Source organism: Paenibacillus sp. FJAT-27812, assembly GCF_001273905.1.
Classification (GTDB): domain Bacteria; phylum Bacillota; class Bacilli; order Paenibacillales; family Paenibacillaceae; genus Pristimantibacillus.
This window is the reverse complement of record NZ_LIGH01000001.1, coordinates 4,308,197-4,333,575: the sequence shown is the minus strand read 5'-3', so window position 1 is coordinate 4,333,575 and position 25,379 is coordinate 4,308,197. Positions and strand designations below refer to the sequence as shown.

The following is a 25,379-nucleotide window of genomic DNA, read 5'->3' as shown; positions in this document are numbered from 1 at the left end:
TACTTGCATTCGTCTTATTCGCTCATTTTGCGTTTTGCGTAGGCAGTTGGCGTTTCGCCCGTTATGCGCTTAAACAAGTGAGAGAAATGTTTGGCATCCTCGTAACCGACGAGCTCGCCGACCTCCGACGGACGCGACGTGCCATCGGCGAGCAGTTCCTTCGCTTTGCTGATCCGGTAGCCAATCACATAATCGGAGAAGGTGTAGCCGGTCTGACTTTTGAACAATCTGGATAGATGTCCAAGACTGACATGATGCTCAGAAGCAAACTGCTGAAGGGAAAAGTCGCCTTGATAATTGGCGTGGATCCAATTTATTACCACCGGTACGAGCTCTTTCGGCTTCTGCTCTTTTGATTCGCGCTCCCCCGCCATCCCGAATACCGCTGCCGTTAGCCATGCCGTGATCGGCTCGTAGTTGATCACTTCGTTCAGCAGGCTCATATCCTCATGCAGCCGGGATTTGGATTCGGATTGCAGATTGAACTTCAACGAGTAGAAGAGATCGATTGCGAACTGCGTCAGCTGCTTTTGGGTAACCTCTTTGCGTTGCAGCCATGTAACGATGCGGGATACCGTGTCTCGTCCTCTTGCCATATCGCCCGCTTTGATCTGCGCTTGCAGCGCGCGCACCTTCACCCAGATTTCGCCGATATCAGGCACGGTCGGCTTCATATCCGGCGCTGCCCAGGTCGGTACGCCGATCCGCAAATGCTCTTCGAGCTGCTTGCCAAGGCGGACGAAGCTGCGGTTCAGACTCTCGCTCTCTTTCTTCATTCCGAAGCTCACATGGAGTAGAATGCCGCGGGTTTCCATATGATTGAAGAGAATTTGAAGCTTTGTCTTTATCGACAGCGCACTTGCCTCATTGTCAACTGGCAGCAGCAGCACTCTGCGGCGACAGTCGATCGTGACGCAGTGACATTCCGATTCGCCGTTCAAGCCGCTCCCGAAATGCGCGAGGATATCCGATGCATCAAGCCCGGCATCCTTCCAGGTGAGCGGCGATGCAAAGTTCCCTAGAAGCAGCAGCGCCATGAACATCCGCTGCGGCTCGGCTGCCGCTCTCTCTCCCCGCTCCAGTGCGTCCGCGGACAGCAGCCGCTGCAGAAGAGACCACTCTGCACGGTCGCTCCGGCTGCGCGACTCCTCTTCAATGCGGGCAAGCATGCGGTCCACCGCCCGATACAGCGTTTCTTTCCTGACAGGCTTCAGCAAGTAGTCCGTCACGCCAGTTTGCATCCCACGCTGCGCATAAGCAAAATCATCATGGACACTGAGAATGATGCCCTTGGCTTCCGGATGGCTGCGGCCTATCTTATTTAGCAGCTCCAAACCGTCCATGCCCGGCATGGTGATGTCGGTTAGCACGAGATGCGGGACGACGGATTTCGCGGCCGCGAGCGCATCTTCCCCGTTCTCGAACGCATGCACCAGGTGCTGCGGTTCATATCTCTTAAAGAGCGCCTTTAGCTCCTCCAGCGCCCACCGCTCGTCTTCCACCAGAAATAGATTCATCATTCGCCCTCTCCTCTCACCTTGACGAAAAGCTCATACGGGAACGTCAGCCTCACGGTCGTACCGCGGCCAAGCGCACTTATTAATTCAACGCCGTATTTGACACCGTGGAACAGCTTGATCCGCTGCGCGATATTGGACAGGCCTATGCCCAGCCCCTCCTCGTCGTAAACGTCCACCGCTTGGATGCTCCCAAGCCTCCTGCGCAGCATGTGGATGCGTTCCTCTTCGATGCCGCAGCCGTTGTCGGACACTTCGATAATCAGATCGCCGCCAAGCCGCCTGACGGCGATATCGATTCGCCCGCCGGACTTGACCTTGCCGAGTCCGTGAACGATTGCGTTCTCAATCAACGGCTGCACGGTAAGCTTCAGCACCGAAGCTTCCTGCAGCGGCTCCGGAACGTCCATACTGAACTCGAATCGGCTGCCGAACCGGTGCTGCTGGATATTCATGTAATTGTAGATATGATCCATCTCGTCACGCAGCGGGATCGGATGTTGAAGATTTTTCATGCTGTATTTAAACAGCTCCGCCAGCGATTCTGCCATCTCGGCAACCTCTTCGATGCCTCGAACCCGACTGATTGACTTCATGATGTTAAGCGTGTTGTACAGAAAATGCGGGTTGATTTGCGCCTGCAGCGCCGATAGCTGCGCATTATTCTCCGCCAATTTGGATGCGTACACTTCGCTGATCAACCGGGTAATACTGTCCAGCATATTGTTGTAAATGCGGCTTAGACGGCCGATCTCATTGTTGCCGGCCACCTCCATTCGCTGGCTTAAATCCCCCTGCTCGACACGCGCCATCTTCTTCATCAGGTTTCGTAGAGGAAGCGTGATCTGATAGGAGAGCGCATAGGAAACAATGGCTATCAGCCCCATCGCAAGCAGGCCAACGAGTATGAGAATATACGTGGTTCGCTTCTGCTTGGACAGCAGAAATTCGTTCGGAATGAGAATTAGCGTATTCCATTTCGTGTATGAGGATTTTGACGTCGTATAGAGATAGCTCACGCCGTTCCACACCACCTCGTTAGATTCGCGGCTGCCCTGAAAGATCGAAAGATCGATTCCCGGATTCTCGCTGCCCGTCAGCTCGTTCCTGTCGTCATAAATGACGTTGCCTTCATCGGTTATGATGAACGCTCTCATGTTCCGTTCTACGTCATTGCTGTCCGAATTGACGAGCATGTCCTTGACGACATCGACGTTGATATTAATTTTCATATACCCCAGAACATCCCGATAGGGGATGCGGTTAATGTTCCGCACGAAGGAAATAACTTGGGCTTCACGATCGCTTCCCGTGCTCTCCATGGTGACGGGCCGAAGCAGAAATTTGATTCCGGGCATCTCCAGCCGTTTCGAATACCAGCTCTCGTCCCGCAGCTTGAAGCTTACTTTGGGTCCGCCTGCCTTCGATACGAAATAAGCGATATCGTCCTTCGTGAAGATATAGATGCTTTGCAGCTGGGGGCGCGGCTGAAGATGGGTGAACAGCCTGTTGTTGATCGTCAGTTCAACCTCGTTCTGCGCAACGGGTTCTTGGATTCTGTAATGATCGATCAAGCTTTGCTGAATGATCGGGTCGCCAATAATGGAGACGGAGAGCTTCTCGATGTCCTGAATATACAGCTCGAAGGTCCGGCTGAACTGCCGGGTAATCGTGTCGGAAAGCGACAAGGTCTGATTTTTGATATCGCTTACATTTTTGTAATAGAAAATAATGCATGTCAGCATGACGATAAACAGCGACACAGCGGAGAACACGATGAACATCTTACTCTTCAGCAGGTAGTCGTTCCAATTTTTCATATAGGATTCTCCTCTGAACGTTCCCAGTCATTTTCCTCACAAACGTAGTCTGCCAACCGTTTAACAGCTGCCTTAAAGGCCTAGCCGAACCAAATGAACCTCTCCTTTTTGTTTAAAGGCTGCTGGGCACTTACGTGTTGCCTATAATCGTTTTCTCTCTATCAGAACAATTGATGAAGCAGGGGCTGTCCATCGAGGTTAAAACTTACCAAGGTGATAAAATAATAGCATAGCTCAAGCAAGTCTGCCTGCTAAAATTACGCAACGAGGCTATTTCATTGCTGCTTGTCCATCCGATTCATAAATGACATCCGTTCATGTTCATCTTGTGTAGGCGTTGTGGACACGACCCGATGTCATTTAGGAACTTCAACTAAACCTTAGGCAGCTAGCCAGACCTGTGACCATCAGCTCCAATGGAACGTCTAGATGCACAGGCCAGACATCACCTTTCGATCTTGATCTAGCTTAACATCGGCTTATAGCCAACCGCCTTAACGACTTTCACGACAAGCTTTTCTCCATTTAACGCAATATTGTATTCTCGTAAATACGTGCGGATGTGAGCAAAATTAACGATTAATCCCGATCGTCACAATTTCGCAAGCTCCAATCGGAAGAGAGATTTGACCGTCCATGTCAGTTTCAATAGGTTGCCCATTATCTTCCATGATGGAGCTTTTGTAGAAATAATAGTATGGAAGGTTAGAGCTAAGTTTCAATTCAGCCTTTTGGAAGTCCATGTTGTACCAACGCAGCAGCAGATCGTCAGTACCTTCATTTATTTTCATCGAGGAAAAGGCCATCTTATTGCCTTCCCACTGGAATGGCGCAAACGTAGGCGCAATGCTTCCTTGGTGGATGTCTGTTTGGCATAACGTCCACGGAATTTGGAACTGGTAGGCTTCCGCATAGGCGCCAGACTGTACACCATCCCCGTTATGCGGAATGATGCACATACGGACGGTATGCTCGCCCTGACATTGTGCCTCAGGTGTCGGGAATAAGCCCCAGTCACCAAGCTCGCCAACCGCTCGAAGCAGCGTCACTGCAATTGTATGGCGACCATCGCGCAGAATTTCGTATTCATTCAAGCCTAAGTTAGCCACAACAAGGCCTGCTTCTGCCTCATTGATGTCAACGAATGCCTGCTGATGCTGTGCATTGCTTGGATTTTCCCATGTGGCTGCCGGTGAAATGTCCCGCTGGGGGATTTCAAACATCGTATCGACGCGATGAACTTGCGTGTCCAGATCGGTTGGGAACAGCATCCGCAAACGATGGTCTTTGGCTTGATTGTTAAAGGAAGCAGAGATCTCCACCCCTTTACCGCTATTGCTCAGACTAACAACCGTACGAAGCCTCATCGGTACCATGCGCTCCGAACGCTGTGCTTTACGGCGTTGAAAAGGAATCAAAGCGCGCTGCTCTTCTTCGAGCACTTCGTCAGCAGACGCAGGAATTTCCCAGTCGTGCACAATCTCAATGGAAGCCTGGTAGGGGTGATCCTGTAACACCCGAATTTGTGCCGCCACCCCATAGGTGGTTCGCGGCGTTTCGCCATCTGGCTGTTTATAGATATATTCGTTACCGATATCCCCTGTATTTTCATATATGCCTAGATCCCGGTAGATTCGGCCGTTCACCTTGTCTGTCAAGCTGAATGAACCGTTATCGGCGATTTCAATCCTTAGCGAATCATTTTCCAATATGCGGTCTCCGACCAGCATCGAGGAAGCAGGAACCTCAGCTTCGCATTTAACCCAAGCATACGCCTTCAGCCCCAATGCAGGAACATTTTTCGCTTCAAAAGTAAGCTTCAACTTGCGGCACATATACGGCTGGCGGAACTTATCCTCCGGCAGGTCATAACCAAATTGCAATCCGAGATCTTCGGATGTGCATGGAATGGCAATCCCGTTTTCATCCATGAGCATCATGCCTGAAAGATCCGCCGACTTCACAATATCGATGGCATCCTCCTGCGTGTATCCGTCATGATAATACGACCGCAATGCATCTAGCTCTATACTTACCACACCGGTTCGCTCCCAACCGGATGTATTCATAACAATGACGGGCAGGGCGTTATCTCCCATTCTGGCGAAGCTCGACGTATCCACAACTTCTGCAATGGCTCGTTTGCTCTCATCAACGATCGCTTCCGCCACATGTCGGCTTTTATCGAAGCGCGTTACCATTTCACGGTGCACTTCATCAATCGAACAGCCGCAAATGCTGTCATGCGGATGGTTTTGCATCAGCGTTTTCCAAGCATACGTGAACAGATGATGCGGGTATTTCTCCTCGGCTTCAAGGATGTGAGCCAAAGCGGCCAGAGGCTCGGCTACTTTTTCCAGCATCGCTTGCCCCAACTGATTCATTTGCTTCAGATATACGCGGGCGGAAGCGGTGTTCACGAGTGTATTCCAGCCGTCTGTACGTTGGCTGCGAAGCTCGCCTTTTACAATAGAAAGCTCATGATTCAAGGCATGCCGTACAGCCTGCAAGTAATCTATAAAATTTGAATGAATAAAGGTTGTATCCGGATAGAGCTCGCGCGCGACTTGAATCGCTTCGGGCAAATCGAGTTGAATCGGCTGGTGGTCGCAGCCATTCATTAAGAGCAGTTCGCCCATCGATGCGTATTTCTCAGCATCCGCCAGCTTCTTCTCCCAGTAAGCCTTCGCTTCTTCGCGGTCAACAGGAATTTCAGTTCCATTATTATACCAGTTGGCAAAAAGTATGCCGAGTACCTGGGAACCGTCAGGCCCTTCCCAGATCAGCTCCGAAAAGGAAGATTCGTAATCGCCATCCGAAACGGTATTGTTAAAGCCCGTCGGCTTAACGCCTCTGCCAAACAGTACATTCGTAATCCCGGACTGCTTCATCAATTGCGGCGTTTGACCTACCAGACCGAACGTATCGGGAAAATAGCCGATCTTCGACACAGTGCCATATTTCTTCGCATCTTGGTGCCCGATCTGCATATTTCTCACGTTGGCCTCGCCGCTGGTCAAAAATGCATCCTGCAGGATATACCAAGGACCGATCAAAATACGGCCGTCTTGAATAAATTTAGCCAATCGGTCCTTTTGATCAGGCCTGACTTGAAGATAGTCCTCCAGAATGATCGTTTGTCCGTCTAAAAAGAAGCTGCGATAATTCTGATCCTGATCCAGTTTATCCAGCAGCGTGTCCACGAGCTTTACGAGGCGAACATGATGCTTTTCATAGGGCAAATACCATTCCCTATCCCAGTGTGTGTGTGAAATGATATGCGCTGTTCTCTTTGTGCTCATCGTTTAACTCCTCTCAATGTTAAATCATCTTGTATGTTCGCTAATGCGGAATTCGTTGAGTGTCAGCCCCATTGATGTTGGTGCAAGTAAGGCCAACCGATTCGAATCGATTGGCCTTAGTCGCTTATTTAATTAGCTCATGCCGTTACTTCTGTTGCGCCAAGAAAGCATCTAATTGCTTCTGGTATTCTGCAAGCACCTTATCGATTCCCGCATCATTTAACCGGCTTAGAAATTTATCTTTTACAGCCGCAAAATCTACGACCCCATTCATAAGCGGACCTTGTGTTGAATACTCAGATGCAATCGCCGAGACCTTCGCCAATTCTGCTTTTACTGGCTCCGTGTTAATAGAGAAACCAATAAGTGGTGTTTGTACGGCACCGTCATCCCAGGTTTTAATGACATCAAGCTGCTCTGGCGTAATGTATTTACTGAATTTGTTATACCTTAAGTCTGTCCACGCCCAGCTGATCGGGAAATATTGTTTATCGGGTGAGATCCCCTCATAAGAAGCGCTATTTCCGTCAGCCTTGAAGTTTACATCTTTAACGCCCAAGGAGAATAAATCATAGTTCTCCTGGCTGCTGTGCAGCCAATTGACGAACGCTACTGCTTCTTTCGGATGTTTGCTCGTTGATAATACAGACAACAGATTATCTGCGCTAGTGAAAATATATTTGGGCTTGTCCGATGCAAATTGTACAAATTCAAGCTCAGCATCAGGTATATTCGTTTTTAGAGCATCAATAATTTCAGTGGGACGCAGGATATTAGAAGGCATCGCAGCCATTCTGCCTTTGGCAAAATCTCCGTTTATGTCTTTGAACATATTAGGATCACTCGGCAGATATCCTTTTTTGTACCATTCTCTTGTTTTATTCACATACTGCTCATAAGCTTCCGAGGCAAAGAGGTTTTTAACTTTAAGCGGTGTTTCATTCACGTCAATATAGAAGAAGCTTCCAGTAAAATCTCCATTGGCAAAATAACTAGGCGCTAATTCTCTGACAAGTCCTCCTGCACCGCCTGCTAGAGGAGTGATCGTCGGATCGTTGGTTTTAACCGCTTCCAGATACTTCTCGAAATCAGCCGAGCTTTTTATTTCCGGCAAGCCATATTTTTTACGCAGGTCGCCGCGAATTTGGAAGGTATCATTGCTTTGTGCAACAGGGACGACGCGTGGAATGGCATAGGTTTTACCGTCAACCTTAACTGCTTTCCATACAAAGTCCGAAATATCCTTAAGCAGTCCAGGACCGTCGCTTTTGAGAAGGTCATCCAGAGGCATTAACACATTTTTGCTTACACCTTGTGATAAATTGGAAATGTGCGTCCAAGTCAAGTCATATTTTTCTCCTGCTGCCACGACTAGACTTTGTTTGTTCGTGTACGTTTCCCACGGTACAAAAGTATAGTTCAGCTTCATATTTAAGCCGTCTGCTTTAAGCTTCGTCGCAATAGCTGCATTAACCGCGTCCAAATCCTTAGGCGGATCTCCCGGGAATAAAATATTTAATGTAACTTCTTCGCCAGCTGCTGTGTTTCCAGTGCTTGTCTCACCCTGCGCTTCCGCATTTTTAGAAGGTGTATTCGCATTGTTTGACGTGCCGCAGCCTGCTAATAGCGTTGATACTAAAACAGTTGCAATTATGCTTCCCATAAAGAACTTGCTTTTGAACATGTTATTCGCTCCCTTTTTATAATGTTATATATATTGCCCGCTCATTCGGAATCAACCCTTGATTGAGCCGACCATGATACCTTTGACAAAATATTTCTGCACGTACGGATAAACGAGAATGATCGGTCCGATTGTAATCAAAAACATCGCGAAGACGATCGTTTCTGAAGGCAGCTGAGTGGATGCAACATTCGAATGCTGACTCATATAAGCAATCATCGAATTGATCCGATACAATAAGAACTGAACGGAGAACAGCTTCCGATCATCAATCAGCCACAGGGACATCGTGAAATCATTCCAATAACTTAAGGAAGAGAACAGACCTATAGTGGCTAATATCGGCATAGACAACGGAGTAATGATCTTATAGAAAATAAACCAAGGGCCGGCTCCATCGATTTCCGCTGATTCTGAGAGCGCAGGCGAAATCGATTTGTAATAATTTCTAAGCAGAAAAATATTAAACGGATTTATTGCAATCGGAAGAATAAGAGCCCAAATCGTATTTTTCAAATGGAGGTAATTAGTGACTACAATGTACCAAGGAACCAGTCCTGCGCTGAATACAATGGGTATAAAGATAAGCAGGGCAATGATGTTGCGATATTTTACTTTTTGCACGGACATCATATAGCCAAGCAGCGATGATAAGGTTAACGAGATCATTGTGCCTACAATGGTAACGATGATCGTAATTTTATAGGCATTGGCCACGATATTGTCTTGGAAGACAATCTTATACGCAGCTAATGAAAACAAGTCAGGGATGAACTTGTATCCATTCAGCACGATAGAGCTTTCATCCGATATGGAGACCATTATCGCCAAGATGAATGGGACCAGGGTAACGAGGGAAAAGATAATAAATACCACATAAATGAAAATATCGAGCCAGCCAAACTTGTTCTTCAATGCAGTCACCTCTCTTGCTGTTTAAAATAAGGAATAACTCTTATCATACCGTTTAACTAGCCAATTGCTGCCTACGACTACAAGGAAGCCAAGGATGGATTGACAAATTCCAATTGCGGTGATCATACCGTATTCCTGTCCGCCATTGATTAAAGCACGGTAGATATAGGTGTCGATCACATCCGTCGTTGAAAACAAAAGCCCATTGTTCTCTACAATTGCATAGATGAGCGCAAAATCCCCGAAGAAAATTCTACCTATGGACAACAGTGTCAAAATGATAATTGTAGGAACCAGGTTTGGCAGCAAAATGTACCGAATCTTTTGTACCCGGGAAGCACCGTCTAGAGAGGCCGCCTCCATCATCTCTTCGTCAATGGAAGTAATAACAGCGAGATAAATAATGACGGAATACCCGACATTTTTCCATATACTTGCCGATGCAATGATTTTCACCCAATATTGAGGCGAGGTATACCAATCAATCGGCACCCCATCGAACATCTCAATCAATTCGTTCGCGAGACCGTTTTCATTTTTGAAAATTAACAAGACTAATTTTCCGACAATGACGAAGGAGAAGAAGTACGGTAAAAACAGGATGCTCTGGAACCATTTTTTCATGCTGTTACTCTTAATTTCATTCAATAGAACGGCGAAGACTACGGCGAGAATCGTTCCCCATAAAATTTGATTGAAATTGATCCAGAACGTATTAAATGTTATTCGCAGAAAATCACCATTGGATAGAAAAAACTTGAAGTTATCAAACCCGCTCCATGGACTGCCGAAAATGCCCTTAACCGGATTAAAGTTTTTAAATGCGATAATAATTCCCGGGTAAGGCAAATAAGTGAAAGCGAATAAGATCAAGAGGCCTGGGAGAGCCATCAGATAATAAGCTCTGTTCGTCCACAACTCCCTTACAATGCTGTTGCTATTTTTCATTTGCACGTCTCCTTTCTCTCGTTGTAACCGCTTACCACATGTTAAGTGATGTTCAATTATTTGAAAATAGTCAAATGTTTTGATCCTGTTCTAATCTTGGGAAACGCTTACTTCGCCTTAAATCACGATAAAAAACGAATTTTATGTTCTAATATTTCATTAATGTTCTAATATTGGGATCATTTCTAGACATATTGTTTTTCAATATTTTAAGCACTATACTGGTTGGAAGAAAAGCTTAGGAACGCAAAGTCCACAGAGCAAAAATGAGCTTCATACGAGGCGCAGCGAGCAAAAAATTCTCAAAAGGATCGATTTCGAGAAGGTGAATTCATGAAATTTAAATCATTCAAGTCAAGTATCATCTTCTATTTCGCCCTGTTAATATGTGTTTCTCTCAGCGTTCTCGGCGTTATCAGCTATCAAACCTTCTCTAACTTTACGAAAAAAGAGATGATTAAAAGCACCACTTTAATCACAAACCAAGTGAATCAGAGTCTTGATCTTTACTTAAATGAAGTCAAGGACTCCCTTCACTTTCTCGCTATCGATCAGAATTTAATATCCATTCTTGAAGGCTCTATAACAGAAGGGGAAGTGTATGAATCGCAACAAGACCGTGCGCGAATTTCCATTTTGCTCAATAATATTTTCTCCGAGAAATCCGATATACGCGGTTACTTTATTTACAATTACGACCATCGCAAGCAATATATCAACAGTGCCCAGTCCATTAATATTGAGTCACCTTTTTTGAAACAAGTGTGGCAAGATTTTAAGGACACGAAATATGCCCTGCAGATCAAATTCTACGGTGCTCATAAGCCTGATTATTATGATAACTACAGTCGTACTTCCGATCTTAATAACGTAATTACGATTGCTGCCAACATTAAGGATGCCTATGATCCGTCCAATCCAAATCTATATGGCGTCGCTGTATTCGATTACAACATTAATAAGCTCAAAAACATTTTTAAATCGATTCAAACAGAGCTTGGCATCCAATCTTTTGTTGTAGATGACGGAAAACAGGTGATTTACCAATCAGACCCCTCTCTTATACTGACTGAATCGGATATGGAGAGCTTATTTCAACATACTTCAGGGCACTGGACTCGTATGGTGAACGGCACAAATATGCTTATCGCTTATTCAACCTCTTCGGTGACAGGCTGGAAAACCGTAAGCATGCTTCCCTTCACCCAGTTCAACAAGAAACTGTCTGTAATTCGTGATACAACCTTGTTTCTTCTGACTATCATGATCTTCATTACGATTGTCCTTGCTTCCGTCATCACCATTCGTACGACGCTGCCCATCTTAAAATTGGTTGCCTTTATGAAAGAAGTCGGCACGGGCAAGTTAGACATCCGGATCGATCGTCAAACCGAATACGAGGAAATTATGGTCCTTAATCGAGGCGTTAACAATATGCTTGATAGGATGAAGGAGCTCATTGCTAATTCAATTAATCAACAGCTTCTTCAGAAGGAAGCCGAGTACAGCGCCCTACAAGCCAAGATGAATCCGCATTTCCTTTATAATACGCTGCAGTCTATTTCGTCATTGTCCATACTTGGCAGGAATCAGGATATCGAGCTTGTTACGCATTCCCTTAGAGAAATGCTGCATTATTCGTTATACCAGATGAACGAAATGGTTCAAATGAAAGATGAAATACGCTCTGTAGAAAATTATTTGCGCATACAGAATATCCGTTATGACGGACGTCTTCAATTCGTTTGCCAAACCGATGACGGTGTGCTTGAATACCCTATTAACAAGTTTATTCTTCAGCCCATTATTGAAAACTCTATCTATCATGGCTTGGAAAGCAAGGATGGGATATGGATCATCAGCCTCCTTATTCAGAATGAGACTGATCATATCCGCGTAATCGTTAAGGATAACGGGATTGGGATAACAGAGCAACGGTTAAGCAAAATCAATGAGGAGCTTTGCTCTACAGCAACTAATAGCGGAATAGGATTAATGAGTATTGCAAATCGTATGGCATTGAGGTTCTCATCTCAAGCCAAATTAATGATCGAGAGTGAATGGGGACAAGGAACAACAATCACCCTGATTATTCCGAAAACTAAGTCATTGGGAGATGTACGGGATGCTAACGACTTTATTAATTGATGACGAACCACTGACGACGCAAGCGCTTCGCAAAATTTTAGAAAACCATTTTCCTAACATTGAAGTATTGGGGGAAGCGACAAACGGCCTTAAAGCTTGGGAGATCATCCAGGACCGGGTACCCGATTTCATCATCTCTGACATCCGAATGCCGAACTTGGATGGTCTGGAGCTCTTAGAAAAAGTACGTGATGCAGAGCTGCCAATCAAAGTTATTCTGCTAACCGCCTACGGTGAATTTGAATATGCACGCCAAGCGCTTAAGCTCGGTGCATCCGGCTATTTGCTTAAGCCCTATATCCAAAGCGAACTCATCAAGGAAGTATTTCGTGTCACCAAGGAGATTGAAGCCGAGAACGGGTATAAGAGCATCCTGTCCAAAGCCATCCCACTGTTTGAAGAGAACGCCTTGAAAAAGCTGCTAGTTGGGAAACTGGATTCAAATGACTTAAATGAATTTTTAGAAATGGCGGAAAACCGCTGGGAACAATGCGTGGTCAGTGTTTTTCAGCTAGGTGGGTCAAATTTAAAAGCAGAGGAAATCGAGGAAGTCATTAAAATTAGCATTACGGAGGAAATGAACAGCCATTTGCTTTATTCCGGTTATCACGGAATCAGTTTTTTCCGCAAGCTTAACGAAATCATTATGATTCATGCGTCGAAGGACGCAGACACGGATGCTCAACTCGTTCAAGGCTGTATTCGAATCTTGATGAATTATTTCCATAAACCTTTTAAGGTAGGTTCCAGCCAGAGCCAATACCCCCCTCAGCAATTGCCGGAAGCCTATGAGGATGCTTTGCAGTATTCTACTGCTATACAGGATGTTACGATTACAAAAAACACAACGGATCATCAAGGTGTCTTGATCGATAAAGCAGTAGAGTTTTGTAAACGCTATTATACGACAGACATTAATCTGCAGAAAATAGCCGACCATTTGGATATCAACAAATATCATTTCTGCAATCTGTTTAAGGATCAATTGCATGTAACCTTCTGGGATTACGTGACCAATCTGCGTATTGATCACGCCAAAAATCTGCTTCAAACCAGTGAAGAACGAGTCTCTAGTATCGCCATTCAAAGCGGGTATATTAACTCCAGCCACTTTGGACGAGTCTTCAAGGAGATCACTGGGGTTACGCCAGCTGAATATCGCAGACAAGCTAAGACATCTTAATGGTTGAGTGCAAGAAATAACATGGATTCCAAGCTTCGATTTTATCTTTTTCTTTATGAACCGCTTGTTTTGCTCCGCGATATTGTAGAAACTTACATCAAAAAAACTGCCGAAATCCTTGGTTACCAAGGGTTTCGGCAGTTTTTTTGGCGGAGCACATAGCAGCAGCGCACGCGCAAGTAGCGAGAGCATGGGAGCACGGCGTCTGAATATACCGCTTAAGGTCCTCGCCGGACAAGCATCTCAGCCCTTTGCTCAAAGATTCGGACATCCCAAAATGGATATGCGAATTTGAGTAAAATAATTAGCCGCAATGACTTGATTTCGATCCTAAAACACAATATTCTGATGCGTGCGGACTGAAGTTCCGCTATTTGTCCGAATTATTCGTTTTGATCGTGTGTTCGGACAGTAGAGACGCTATTATCCATCAAAAGAGTCCATTTCGTGTTTTTATGGGTAAATAACGGAATCTCTGTCCGCGAGTATCATAATAATTAGTTGATTTCCATTAATAACGGATTCTCTGTCCTCCAGATGTCCGTGTTTATTGAGAAGCCTTCGATGCCATATGTTTATTAGCAAGCTTAATTTGCGGCTTCTGTGCGAGCCCAAAAAAAGCGATAAGAGCAAGCAGGCTAGTGGTCAAAATGATGATCCCCATCGGTACCGCGGAATACTCTCCGGCAATCCCGACTAATGGTGACGTACATGCCCCAATCACAAACGGCAGCAAGCCAAGCAGCGCCGATGCGCTTCCTGCCCTTTGACTTTGCGAACCCATCGCCAGGACAAAGGATGCTGTTGACGTCATGCCGATTGACGCCACAAAGAAGAACAACGGAATAACGAGTGCCAGCAAAGGACCCTGCAATAAAATAACGAGCAAAGCTGCAAAACTGGCCGTACAAGACAGCAGCAAGCCAAGAATAACAAATTTGCGTTCCGAGAACGATTGGCTGAACCGCCCAACGACCTGTGAACCAATAATTAAGCTTATTCCATTGGATGCGAACAAAAGGGCGAATAGCTGCGGAGAAGCTCCGTAAATATTTTGATAAACAAACGGAGTCCCCGATACGTAGGCAAATACGCCCCCGATCATGATGCCTTGTGCAAGCGCGTAGCCGATAAACTGCCGATCCTTAATCAGAGCTTTAATGCCGGCTAACAGCTCTCCGAAGTTGCCGGATACCCGATTCTCGGCTGGCAAGGTTTCTTTTAAATTCATCGTTGCCAAAATAACAAGCAGTAATCCAACAATGCTCAGTACGAAAAACACACCTACCCACGTTGTAAAGGAGATCACGCCGCTGCCGGCCATAGGCGCAATCATAGGAAACAGATTATTTACAAGCATGAGCATGGAGAAAAACTTCGTTAATTCTGTTCCGCTGTATACATCCCGTACGATTGCTCTGGAAATAACGATTCCCGCAGAGGCAGCGAAACCCTGAATAAAGCGTGCAGCTATAAACCAATAAATATTCGGGGAAATCGCACAGACAAACGAAGCAACCAGATAGAAAATAAGTGAAATAATAATGGGCTTGCGTCTCCCATGAACGTCACTTAAGGGGCCCATAATAATTTGACCCAACCCTAGGCCAATGAGGCATGCTGTCAAACTAAGCTGAACAAGAGAAGCCTGGGTTCCAAAATCAGCCGTAATTTGCGGGAATGACGGTAAATACATATCAATCGTAAGTGGGCCAAGCGCTGAAAAAGCACCTAGCAGCAATACTAATCTTAGGCGGTCATATTTTTTTGTTGCAGACATCATTTGTTCTTCTCCTAAACTATTCAAAGTGATGGATCCTCGCAATCATGTAAACTCGCTTCATTATAGAACAAGATAGAGATAAACCCAATAGCAACTTAATCCTTTTAATAGAAAGAAAACAATATCGGTGTTGAGACGATCGGTATTGAATGTCTGCGTAACGGAAGCTTGTTTCCGTTCCTGCAAATAATGAATCCGATTATGCCAAAGCCACAGAAATATAAAAAGCCACGCTGCAAAGACGTGGCCATTGAGTCTCCGAAATATCTTATAAGGGCAATACTCGTCATCTCATGCAGATATTAACCAAGTGTCTTCTCCAAATTTAATAAATAATCCAAACTTAAAGCCAAGCTGTCCATCGGACTTCCCGGGCAGTAATCCTGCTCTACCGTAAACCACTCAACGCCGCTTTGCAATCCCCACTGTAGAATCGGTGCAAAGTCGATGACTCCGGAGCCGATTTCAGCAAAGGTCTGCCTGCTGTCCGCAGTCATATCCTTCAAATGAAGAATCGGCATACGATTCGCGTAATTTCGGATGAAGGACAAAGGATCTTGGCCGGCTTTGCGAACCCAGTAAGTATCAATTTCCGCGTAAATGGCTGGGTCTTCAAGCAAGTATTCAAGCGCAAATTTACCATCAATGGATGTATGGAATTCAAAATCATGATTATGATAGCCGACGCGATACCCCGCTCCCTTAACTTTGGCTGCGACTTCAAGCAAGTCACGCTTCACACTGGCATACCCTTCCGGATTTTGCAGGCCGTCCGGCAATGAATGACAAATGAAGTCCTTGGTATCGAACAAGCGCGCCTCTTCAAGCACAGCATCCAAATCATTTTTTATGCGCTCCAGTCCGACATGCATGCCTGCGGTCCTTAGGCCGGCTTCCTTCATTACTGCAGCAATGTCTCGTGCCTCATATCCATGAAGCCCGTCGATCTGAACAGCCGCCCAGCCCATCTCACTTAATTGTTTTAATACAGCAGGAAAATCCTGTTTCACTTCGTTTCTCAATGTATAGAGCTGAGCCGCTAATTGATGTTTAATCATTGCGCAATCTCCTCTTTTTTCAAGTCTAGCCATTCGACTTCCGCAGGAGTCAAGGGAAGATTCATAGCCAGTACCGAGTCGTGAAGCTCATCCGGATTGCGCGGTCCAATGATCGCACATGTCGGAAAGGATTGATGAAGTACATAAGATAATGAAATTTGTATCGGCGATACCTGCTTCTGCTCCGCCAGCTTCACTGTGCGCCGGTATCTCTCCCAGTTGTCGTCGCTGTAATATACTCTTACCATTTCCGCGTCTGAGAGATTGTCCGGTGAAAAATTGCCCGAGAAAAAACCGCCTGCCTGAGAAGACCATGACAATAGGGTTAGTTGATTACGCTTATGCCAAGCGCAGGTATCCTCGTCAGCCGAAACACAGCCCTCCCATCTCGGTTCATTTGCCTTGGCAAGACTCAGGTTCGTGCTGCTGAAATTAAAACCTACTAATTGATGTGCCGCCGCGTATTCATTTGCTTCCTGAATTCGCTGATAGGACCAGTTCGAAGCGCCGATCGCGCGGATTCGCTTACTCTCAAGATGCTCGTTCAGCTCCTCGATAATCGGCCCTACCTCTACGCTCGGATCGTCTCTATGAAGAGCATAGAGATCGATATAATCTGTACCCAGCCTCTCCAGGCTCTCTGTCAGATCCTTCCGAATGGCTTGAGGGTTCACCCGCGGCCCTGGACTGCCGTCATCATGATGAGCGCCTTTGGTCATAATGACTACCTTTTCCCTTATCTTCTTCTCAGCCAGCCATTGTCCTAGAATTTGCTCTTTTCCCCTGTACTGATGAGCGGTATCAAACACGTTGCCGCCAGCTTCAATGTAAGCATCGAGCATCAACCGTTTCGCTTCGTCTAATTCTCTGAGATCCCCCGTTCCCATGATCAGTCGGGACATCGCCTTGTTCACACCTTGAATCATCATCGTTTTCATATCGTCACTCCTCTAGTATGCCGTTATCCCATACTTTCTTTTGGAATAAATGCTCACACACTTTGCCTAAAATCCGATATGGTATCGATACCATAAATGGACTAAGACGTTTTATTGTAATCGTTATCATATGGCAATTGAAGTCAGTATAATGGATTCTATCCTGGTTTACAATATCATTCATAACACGCTAATAATGAATAGAAAGAACCGCCCAGTTCAACCCGAGCGGCGCTTCTATCTTCGTTACTTGCTCATCATGTTATACAGAATTACCGCCGATTCCGCTCTAGTTAATGACGCTAGCGGATGAATGGAATTCCCGTTGCCTTGGAAGATTCCATTTTGGGCCATAACCGATAAGCTTTCTGCCGCATAATTGGAAACGTCTGTTTTGTCGATAAAACGAGCCAGATCTGCTGAGGTTCCAGCGTTCAGGTTCTTACCCGCAACCATCATTGCTTTATGCAGAAGAACGAACGCATCCTGTCTTGTAATCTGTTGCAGCGGATTAAACTTATTGTCTCCGCTGCCTTTGGTAATTCCAAGCTTCTTGGCCATCGTCACTTCATTATAATAATAAGCCGAAGCGTTCACATCGGAAAATCCAGTGTCGATTGGAGCAGTCAATTCAAGCGCCTTCATGAGAAGTACGATAAAGTCTGCCCTCGTTATTGAAGCTGATGGACTGTAATTGGTAACAGAAATGCCATTGATAACTCCTCTGGACGCCAGCACCTCAATTTGCTTTTTAGCCCATTTCACGAATTCAAGGTCAGCGAACGTCTTATGGACAAACATAACGGCATACTTGCTGAAATGAGTCGTCGTAAATGTAATCCTTCCTGTAGCCGAATCATATTTGCTGTTAGGTACAACGATTGTTTTGCCTGTGCTGTTAATATAACCTGCAACAATATGCTCCGGATCTGCTAATTCGGCATCAGACGCCTTATAAGGCACAGAAACCTTCACTCTAGCCTGCGGATTATGCCAAGCAACCACAGCTCCATCGATATAAACATCCACTTCGATTACCGGCCTTGCTCCAATCTGTTGCTGCAAGGCTGGATCTAGAGATGTTTGGTCAACATTGGCAATAACCAGCGCTACTGTCTTCGCTCCGGACAGATCCTGTCCGTTTAGCATATTGGCAGGTACAGTTATCGTTCCAAATTCAGTCGTAACCTCGATCATTTGAATGGCTTGATCAGAATTAAGCGCTGATTTTGGAAGCTCCACGACATACGCTTTTGCTTTATCGGCTTTCGATACCTCGAATTTAACGGTTTTCACACCGTTAGCATCAGCAACAGATGTACGGAGAGCATTAATCCAGTCTCGCTCAGCTACCACTGCCTTTGCTTCTCCGGTTCTACTATCAACGCTCGGTTTAATTGGGCCGTTGCCGATTGGCACATCTGGAGTTACTACTCCCGGTGATGCTACTGTTATCCTAATACTTGCCGTCTTTCTGGTGGTGTTGGAAATTCCGTCCGTGAGCTTTAATATGCCTGTAACCGTATACGTACCGGCAACAGTTGCATTGTAATCACCCTGCTGCCAAGCAACGGAAACGTCCTGCTCTCTCTCGTCCACTAGCTTCGCTTTGACCGTTGAAGGTAAACCAATTGAGTTAAATGGTGTCCCATTTGATACGGATATTGTTGAGGGATTGATTACCTCTATGATATCTTTTTTCGCAAAACGAAATCTGCTGCTGAAATCGAACGGAATGTCGTACCTGTCCCCGGGACCAATTAGGAACTTCGTATCAAGGTATGAGCGCTCACCTACCGGAATGCTGTCTACATAGGGCGAGAACGTCTTAACACGAATCTCCTTCGACTTTTCATCAAATTCAAAGAAAGAAGTCCAACCGTTTCCGCCAGCGATATCAGATTGATAATCGGCTAATACTTGCAAAACGTCTTGCCCATTGTCCTTCTTCTTCACATTCAGACCAGCACCGCTGTTATGTCCGCCGACCATCATGAATACTTGATCATAATTTTCGACAAGATCCCTCCAAAATAAGCTGCCCTGACCGCCTTCCCTCACTTGACCATCGCCGTCTATAGTCATAATATTATGCGAGAAAATGACTGTTGGGATTTTCGGGTTCTCGTTAAGCACCGTTTTTGCCCAGTTTCTTTCGGTCGTGTTGCTAGAATTGTTCCCTACTGAGTCTACCGCAAGGAACATATACTTGTAGCTGCCGGCGGTTATGATCGAATAAGTGCTTAAGCCGGAAGGAGAAGCTCCCTTGAAGTGCTCCGTCTCGGAAAATCTTTTGGGACCCATCGTGTTTATATAACCGTTACCGTTCGTATCATGGTTACCCCGCGTAACAATGTATGGGACTTTGGCATTATCCAAAATCTTAAATGCTTTGTCGGCGGAAGCCCATTCTTTGGCCGCGCTGCTTTGGGTCGTGTCGCCAACATTCACCGTCATTGCAATGTTCTTGCTTTGATGATTGTCTGCAATAAACTGCAGCTGTTTCTCAAGAATTTCCGGTTTTGACTGCACGACGTACTGTGGATCCGGGATGATCGCAAACGTATACGTATCGGGCGCAAACATCGGCAGATCTTCGTTCGTCCCATAGTCTACTGTGTAATGGAATTCCGTTTTAAAAAAATCGTTCTTTTCCAAAGCTTTATCCGTTACCCGGATGTGTTTGATCTTCCCTAAAAAGAGGCTGTCAGGTGCTCCATCCCATTCATAAGCTCCGACATTCCACCCCTTGCCCACTTCGGCCGCGATCCCATTAATGATTCCGTCAGTTTGAGGATTGCGAATAGATTCCACGCCGTTGAGGAATAATCGCGTCTTCGAGCCATCATTCACAACCGCAACATGCGTGTATTCCTCTGACTGCGCCCATGCCTTAATATAGGAAAGCGAGTTCGACCAGTTCGACTGGAGCTCGTTCGAGCTCAAGTTCCCTTGCGTGCTTGCCCACTGAACCTCCCGAATACTTGATATAGAGAGAGTAGACAGCGGCTCCTGTTCGCCAGGATCAAAGGTGTTATTTCCTTGGCGGGTCAGTATCCCCATCCAATCATTAATACTTGAGCCAAGCTTAAATTCCGCTTCAATCGTAAAGCCATTTTTGAACGTTTCGGTATTGATTGGAGCCTCTTTTACTGTAGTTAAATAATGTCCTTCTTTTTTAGCATTTGCAAAAGCAAGAGCACCGTCTGCAGTAAAAGACAGCCTTTTATCTGTCGGATTACTAGCTTCGGCCATTCTTAGGTCATTGTTATTACCGCTTCTATCTTTAATAACCAAGTTGCCCGCTGCGATGGATGTTCCAGGCAGCACATTATCTTCCGAGAATACCCAGTCAGCGACCAAAGAATCATTTGGATGCTCAGGCTCCTCGCTTACAGTCAGCACAACTGGCTCTGTCGCATCCTGCTCATTATACAGTTCGAACTCGCTGATGGCATATTTGTGATCCGCATTTACATTTGCTGCCCACAGCAGTAAATATATGCCCTTTAGCCCTTTGTAGTCTTTGCCGTAATATTCTTTGTAGTTCGGCAGATCTATCGTTACCTTCTCGTAAATGTCCGGACTGTCTGTTTGCCAAGTTGGTTTGTAGGCGCTTTTATTTAGCTCATCCCAGTTGGTACCGTCTACGGACGTCTGCGTATCCATGACAGTCAACCCTTGCTGCTGTGCATGATTGACGACTAGGACAAGCTTATTGAAATCTTGAAGATTATCATCGTCCCATTGCAGCATAATTCGATGTGCCGGACTAAACTCTCCCTTTGTGTTAAGCTCTGTAATAGCTGCGCTTTGGAAATAAGTTTCAACATTCCCGTCAATGTACTTAAACGGTGAATGCTCGCTGGTGTCATCGTAATCGTTGCTGCTGTAATCATGCCCATGATCCAAATACGTCGATCTTGCAACAGTAGCTTCAAGCGCAATATTTTTATTCCGTTTGACCGTTAGCGTATAGGTCTTCGTTGTTGATCCATCCGCCGCTGTGGTCACGATGACGATCTTGCTGTTCCCCATCGGTATTTTCGCTGTAATCAGCTGTCCACTCTTGACTGATGTATCGTTTACTTTAATGGTGCCATTGTTTTTCAGCCGTAGCTTCATCGCAATTGTATCTACCTTTGAATCGATCGTTGTCGTGTAATTAAAAATCTCGCTATCAAACGAAATGTTCCTTCTTCCTCCATCGACGATGAACTCTGACAATGACGCCTCGCTATCCGCATTCAACACCGTTATCGTGCTTTTGGCTTGAAAAAGCCCATCTGATGTTTTTGCTGTAATATCGACCGAGCCTGGAGCCTTGGCAATGAGGAAACCATTTTGATCTACTGTTGCTACATTCACGTTGCTGCTGAACCACTCATATGCTTTGTTTGTCGCATTGTCCGGCAAGACCACTGCCGAAAGCTTCATCGTCTCTTCCGTGTAGAGCTTTGCAGCAGATGGGGTAACCGTAATTCCAGTTACAGGAACAGTCATACTAGATACCGTGACGGCAACCGTTGCCTTCTTGTTTCCATCGACCGTAATTGCCGTAATTACTGCTTTGCCTTTAGCTAAAGCATTAACTTTACCGTCGCTGTCTACTGTCGCGACCTGCGAATTCGAAGAGTACCACTCCACCTTTTTCTCTGTTGCATTTGAAGGCGATACGACAGCGTCTATCACTTTTGACTCTCCCGCATCCATATCGAATGTCGCAGGAAGACTAATCGAATCCGCAGCAATGTAATTTGCATTGACCTTTGTTTTATCCAATTGGAATAAATCGGCAATTCCGCCGTTCAGAACGACTTCCAGTTCATAAAGGTTTCCGCCAATCGGCTTCAAATTTACAGGCTCTAATTGCCCTGTAAGCCTACTTACCTTCTTAATGGCATCCGTATCGTATTTAGCTAGATTTAATTTTACCGTAATCGTTTGTTCGGTCTCCGTGCCCTTACCGTGCTGCTCCCCTACCGGTTTCCCGTTACCTAAGGTTAATCCGTTCATCACCATAAAATATTCCATATCATCCGATTTGAAAAAGTCTTCAGTATCCGGCAACGGCTCAAAGAAACCGAGCAAAACGTCGCCATTAAGCTTGTCTTTGCCGCCAGTGTCGCCTGCGACCACGCTAGTATTTTTCGCAGCTACACTCCTTAGATAGGGGTGCTTCAACTGGGTATTCTTATCGAATACCGGGGTTTCCCTAGGCGTTAGGTTTTTCGATATATTTCCGTTTTCACCAACATGCTGCCCCGGTACAAAAGAGACGTCCGTGCTGTTTAACCGAACAAGATGAGGTCCGAGGTTTTTAATTTGTCGGGCCATTTCGGCGTATTGATGATATTGTTCAGTTGGCTTGCCATCCTTGTCGAACAACAAGAAAGAGTTGCTGTCATACTCCCAACGGAACATGCTGAGCCATTTGCCGCCCAGCGTCAGCGTAGCAAACGGTACGCTATAAATTTGGGATTCCGTTATCATATATGAACCGGTGTCACCTGAATTTACCCCTGTCTTAAAGCCAAGCAAATATTGCCCGAAAGCGATCGGACTTTGACCGGTTCCGTCATAGCCCTTCAGTGCGATCGTTCTTTGGTCATTGATGTTATTTACAATCGTTGTAAAATGATTATTGTCTGAGCCTGTCGTCGTGAATAAATAATCATCGAAAGTGAGCAAATCGGGTTCAGCCGTACGAATGTATGTCTCATAATCATCCCTTTGCCACTGGCGCGATTGTTGGTTGCTGTGTGCAAGTACATTCGGATAAAGGTCATGGCTCAATTTGAACCAATCGGTAAATATTTTCAACATGTTCTGACTGTAGAGCTCTTCATCTCCAAAAGATATCGTAATAAGATTATTCAAATTTTTTAATTGCGGCTCAGTCAGGAAACCGTTCTTATCTTTTTCTTCCGGGCCCTTCAAGGCTCCCCAAAATCCGGCTGACCCTTTCACAAATGACCATTGCGCTGCAGGTACGTTTGCATGGAACGTTCCGTTGTAGCCCGGAAATTCGTAATAAGTAGCTGTAGTGAAATGACTTCCATTCCACTCATCTGCAGTTGCATATTTTCTGCCCGTATCGTCCGTTGTCATCCACGTTTGCATTTGCAGTCCTTTTTCAATCAATACCCGGCTGGCGCGAGATAACGTTTTGGGTGGTATAACCGTTACCGTCCGCACTTTGGAAACCGATTCTCCCTCAAGGCTAGAAACCGTATATTTGACTTTATATATACCGCCTTTGCTCGTATCGACTTGACCAGTCATTTGAATACTGCCCGTAATATCTGTGTCCGATAAATCGGAAGCCGTTGCTCCGCTCTCCGCATAGGTATCGTTCAAAGATAAATTCATTTCTGAAGCGCCTTTTAATGAAATGATAGGCCAGCTAAAGCCTGGAACCTGCTTCATTTCTTCATCCGTCAGCGCCTTGTTATAAATTTTCAATTCGTCCATGTACCCCGGCCATGCATTCGTCACTGCCGCTTCCCGGTCGGCTCCAATCCGAAATTCACCGCTATTCGATACCAATAACGTATCGTCCGTTACCATTTCGAGCGCACCATTGACATAAAGCTTAACCTGCTCCCCCTCTCTGCTAAGGGCAACATGGTACCACTTTTTGGGTTCAATTAAGGTGTCTCCGATTGTCGTTTTTCCACCAAGTGAGGATTGTATTCTACCATCCGGTCTACGCGACAGCAGCGTCTCTCCCCCTTCACCTTGCTGCTGAACAATGACAACGTCTCGATTCGTATAGAGCGAATTGAAATTAACAAGCAGGCTTATGGAAAAATCACTGCCTGTATTTATCAAATTTTGATTCGGAATTGTGGCGTAATTATCATAACCATTTAACAATAAGGCTTTGCCAACCTTGCCGCTTCCTAATGCAGCGCCGGTAAGCGTCGCATTGTTCCGCAACAATGTGTCCGGTGTCATGCCGCCCGCTGACACTTCGTCAAATTTCCATTCACCTACTAATCCAGCTGCCGTCGTAGGCTGACTGCCTTCGTCAGCATAAACAACCCTATTCGGAATGCCCATATAGATACAGCTAACCCACAAGCTCACAATCAGAATCAAGCTAACACATCTCATATTTCTCTTGCTCAACATATTACCTCCTAAATAAATCTAGATAATAAATTCAGATGCAACTCCGAGAAATTTATTATTTTTGGTAATAAATGAATATAATGGCGTTTACCATTCATGAATCAGTTGATGCTTTTGTGTGAATATGCTATTGAGTCGTTCGGTGAGATTGTTGGCAGCTGCCTCTAGTAGATGAATACGAATCGTACGTGGATAGTAAGTATGCTGATGTTTGTAACATCAGCAGTGGCGATGGTGCAGGAGCAAATACAGCGGCGTTATCGTTGCGAAAATTTTGTTCATCCTTCTTTTGCCTATCAGAGCCATTAGTGGCATACGTAATGGAAGCGTTAGCCCCCATGCTCAAATTCAATACATATGCTCGCAACAGCATGCGCCATAACTTCAAATTCTATCAGGGAATCCTCTATAGTAACCCCCCCTTCAGCAACTGGACGTTCATGCGTATCTACGAAATAAGCTTTGCTCACCTTGCGGAATAGATTCAGTTTTAACGTGGTCGTCTCACCTTCCGTTTCATATACCAGAACGATCCACCGTTTGCCGGCTTGATTGTCCTCCGGCATCTTAATTGCTGCTATCGCAATAGTGCCTTCAATCAATTGGAAGAAGCTTCGAGTAGTCGGCCACTCTCCATTACCTGCAGTCACAGAGAGGTATTGAAGCGGATGATGAGAATGGGAGGATTGTTCGATCAATTGCTGATTACTCGATGCATCAACCAAATCGACCAGAAGGCGCCATCCAGCGATACAAATGATGCCTATCATTGTTATGGCCGCGGCAATAGTAATAATATTTGATGCCCGCGTGATGCAGCGTTTCTGGCACGTTAAGGCAGTGACCGAAAGTGACCGGCTCAAAATCGATTTGCAAATCATCAGCCTTTAATCCAAACAACCGCGTAAGATAGCTTTTGGCATATAAAAACTGCCGTTTCATACTT

14 protein-coding genes and 1 pseudogene are annotated in these 25,379 nt (G+C 45.5%); 3 read left to right on the top strand and 12 right to left on the bottom strand.

Going from position 1 to position 25,379, the window contains the following annotated elements:
- Nucleotides 1-14: 14 nt before the first annotated feature.
- The 6 genes from ADU23_RS18205 to ADU23_RS18180 all read right to left on the bottom strand — a co-directional run bounded on the left by ADU23_RS18205 (nucleotide 15) and on the right by ADU23_RS18180 (nucleotide 10,186).
- Nucleotides 15-1,520 (bottom strand): response regulator transcription factor, encoded by a 1,506-nt coding sequence (locus ADU23_RS18205; protein ID WP_082311137.1) that lies wholly within the window; start codon nucleotides 1,518-1,520, stop codon nucleotides 15-17.
- A complete protein-coding gene (locus ADU23_RS18200) occupies nucleotides 1,517-3,337 on the bottom strand; it encodes a sensor histidine kinase (protein WP_053375024.1) in 1,821 nt (606 codons plus the stop codon). Before ADU23_RS18200 ends, ADU23_RS18205 begins: the two co-directional genes overlap by 4 nt.
- 572 nt (nucleotides 3,338-3,909) lie before the next feature.
- Nucleotides 3,910-6,639, bottom strand: coding sequence for an alpha-mannosidase (locus ADU23_RS18195; protein WP_053375023.1), 2,730 nt, complete (start codon nucleotides 6,637-6,639; stop codon nucleotides 3,910-3,912).
- A 145-nt stretch (nucleotides 6,640-6,784) separates the two neighbouring features.
- Nucleotides 6,785-8,323, bottom strand: a complete 1,539-nt coding sequence (locus ADU23_RS18190) for an extracellular solute-binding protein (RefSeq protein WP_053375022.1) — start codon at nucleotides 8,321-8,323, stop codon at nucleotides 6,785-6,787.
- Nucleotides 8,324-8,374: 51 nt separating this feature from the next.
- A complete protein-coding gene (locus tag ADU23_RS18185; protein ID WP_053375021.1) occupies nucleotides 8,375-9,238 on the bottom strand; it encodes a carbohydrate ABC transporter permease in 864 nt (287 codons plus the stop codon).
- A gap of 21 nt (nucleotides 9,239-9,259) precedes the next feature.
- Nucleotides 9,260-10,186: an ABC transporter permease gene (locus ADU23_RS18180; protein WP_053375020.1), complete on the bottom strand. Its 927-nt coding sequence runs from the start codon at nucleotides 10,184-10,186 to the stop codon at nucleotides 9,260-9,262.
- A 333-nt stretch (nucleotides 10,187-10,519) separates the two neighbouring features.
- Here ADU23_RS18180 and ADU23_RS18175 point away from each other — a divergent pair, with 333 nt between their 5' ends.
- Nucleotides 10,520-12,334, top strand: a complete 1,815-nt coding sequence (locus tag ADU23_RS18175) for a cache domain-containing sensor histidine kinase (protein ID WP_053375019.1) — start codon at nucleotides 10,520-10,522, stop codon at nucleotides 12,332-12,334.
- Nucleotides 12,312-13,517, top strand: coding sequence for a response regulator transcription factor (locus ADU23_RS18170; protein WP_053375018.1), 1,206 nt, complete (start codon nucleotides 12,312-12,314; stop codon nucleotides 13,515-13,517). Before ADU23_RS18175 ends, ADU23_RS18170 begins: the two co-directional genes overlap by 23 nt.
- Nucleotides 13,518-14,064: 547 nt before the next feature.
- Here ADU23_RS18170 and ADU23_RS18165 read toward each other — a convergent pair.
- From ADU23_RS18165 to ADU23_RS18150, 4 genes are all read right to left on the bottom strand, one after another.
- A complete protein-coding gene (locus tag ADU23_RS18165; RefSeq protein WP_053377706.1) occupies nucleotides 14,065-15,297 on the bottom strand; it encodes a multidrug effflux MFS transporter in 1,233 nt (410 codons plus the stop codon).
- 305 nt (nucleotides 15,298-15,602) lie between these two features.
- Complete coding sequence (locus ADU23_RS18160; protein ID WP_231637468.1) at nucleotides 15,603-16,358, bottom strand: sugar phosphate isomerase/epimerase family protein; 756 nt, start codon at nucleotides 16,356-16,358, stop codon at nucleotides 15,603-15,605.
- The gene (locus ADU23_RS18155; protein ID WP_053375017.1) at nucleotides 16,355-17,296 is read right to left on the bottom strand and encodes an aldo/keto reductase; all 942 of its coding nucleotides are present in this window, start codon (nucleotides 17,294-17,296) and stop codon (nucleotides 16,355-16,357) included. Before ADU23_RS18155 ends, ADU23_RS18160 begins: the two co-directional genes overlap by 4 nt.
- A 246-nt stretch (nucleotides 17,297-17,542) precedes the next feature.
- Nucleotides 17,543-24,430: a LamG-like jellyroll fold domain-containing protein gene (locus ADU23_RS18150; RefSeq protein ID WP_053375016.1), complete on the bottom strand. Its 6,888-nt coding sequence runs from the start codon at nucleotides 24,428-24,430 to the stop codon at nucleotides 17,543-17,545.
- 161 nt (nucleotides 24,431-24,591) lie between these two features.
- Between ADU23_RS18150 and ADU23_RS33955 the strand changes: the two are divergent.
- Nucleotides 24,592-24,702, top strand: a pseudogene (locus ADU23_RS33955) (hypothetical protein); the annotation flags it as partial.
- Nucleotides 24,703-24,762: 60 nt separating this feature from the next.
- On the opposite strand, the gene ADU23_RS33655 reads toward ADU23_RS33955, so the two are convergent.
- Together ADU23_RS33655 and ADU23_RS32200 are read right to left on the bottom strand one after the other, a co-directional pair.
- The gene (locus ADU23_RS33655; RefSeq protein WP_231637664.1) at nucleotides 24,763-25,203 is read right to left on the bottom strand and encodes a glycosyl hydrolase-related protein; all 441 of its coding nucleotides are present in this window, start codon (nucleotides 25,201-25,203) and stop codon (nucleotides 24,763-24,765) included.
- Nucleotides 25,151-25,375, bottom strand: coding sequence for a hypothetical protein (locus ADU23_RS32200; protein ID WP_157265845.1), 225 nt, complete (start codon nucleotides 25,373-25,375; stop codon nucleotides 25,151-25,153). Before ADU23_RS32200 ends, ADU23_RS33655 begins: the two co-directional genes overlap by 53 nt.
- Nucleotides 25,376-25,379: the final 4 nt, after the last annotated feature.

Excerpts from the sequence above, each read along its gene's own strand:
- ADU23_RS18205 (WP_082311137.1), bottom strand. The coding sequence starts at position 1,520 with ATGATGAATCTATTTCTGGTGGAAGACGAGCGGTGGGCGCTGGAGGAG.
- ADU23_RS18200 (WP_053375024.1), bottom strand. The coding sequence starts at position 3,337 with ATGAAAAATTGGAACGACTACCTGCTGAAGAGTAAGATGTTCATCGTG.
- ADU23_RS18195 (WP_053375023.1), bottom strand. The coding sequence starts at position 6,639 with ATGAGCACAAAGAGAACAGCGCATATCATTTCACACACACACTGGGAT.
- ADU23_RS18190 (WP_053375022.1), bottom strand. The coding sequence starts at position 8,323 with ATGTTCAAAAGCAAGTTCTTTATGGGAAGCATAATTGCAACTGTTTTA.
- ADU23_RS18180 (WP_053375020.1), bottom strand. The coding sequence starts at position 10,186 with ATGAAAAATAGCAACAGCATTGTAAGGGAGTTGTGGACGAACAGAGCT.
- ADU23_RS18175 (WP_053375019.1), top strand. The coding sequence starts at position 10,520 with ATGAAATTTAAATCATTCAAGTCAAGTATCATCTTCTATTTCGCCCTG.
- ADU23_RS18170 (WP_053375018.1), top strand. The coding sequence starts at position 12,312 with ATGCTAACGACTTTATTAATTGATGACGAACCACTGACGACGCAAGCG.
- ADU23_RS18165 (WP_053377706.1), bottom strand. The coding sequence starts at position 15,297 with ATGTCTGCAACAAAAAAATATGACCGCCTAAGATTAGTATTGCTGCTA.
- ADU23_RS18160 (WP_231637468.1), bottom strand. The coding sequence starts at position 16,358 with ATGATTAAACATCAATTAGCGGCTCAGCTCTATACATTGAGAAACGAA.
- ADU23_RS18155 (WP_053375017.1), bottom strand. The coding sequence starts at position 17,296 with ATGAAAACGATGATGATTCAAGGTGTGAACAAGGCGATGTCCCGACTG.
- ADU23_RS33655 (WP_231637664.1), bottom strand. The coding sequence starts at position 25,203 with ATGATAGGCATCATTTGTATCGCTGGATGGCGCCTTCTGGTCGATTTG.
- ADU23_RS32200 (WP_157265845.1), bottom strand. The coding sequence starts at position 25,375 with ATGAAACGGCAGTTTTTATATGCCAAAAGCTATCTTACGCGGTTGTTT.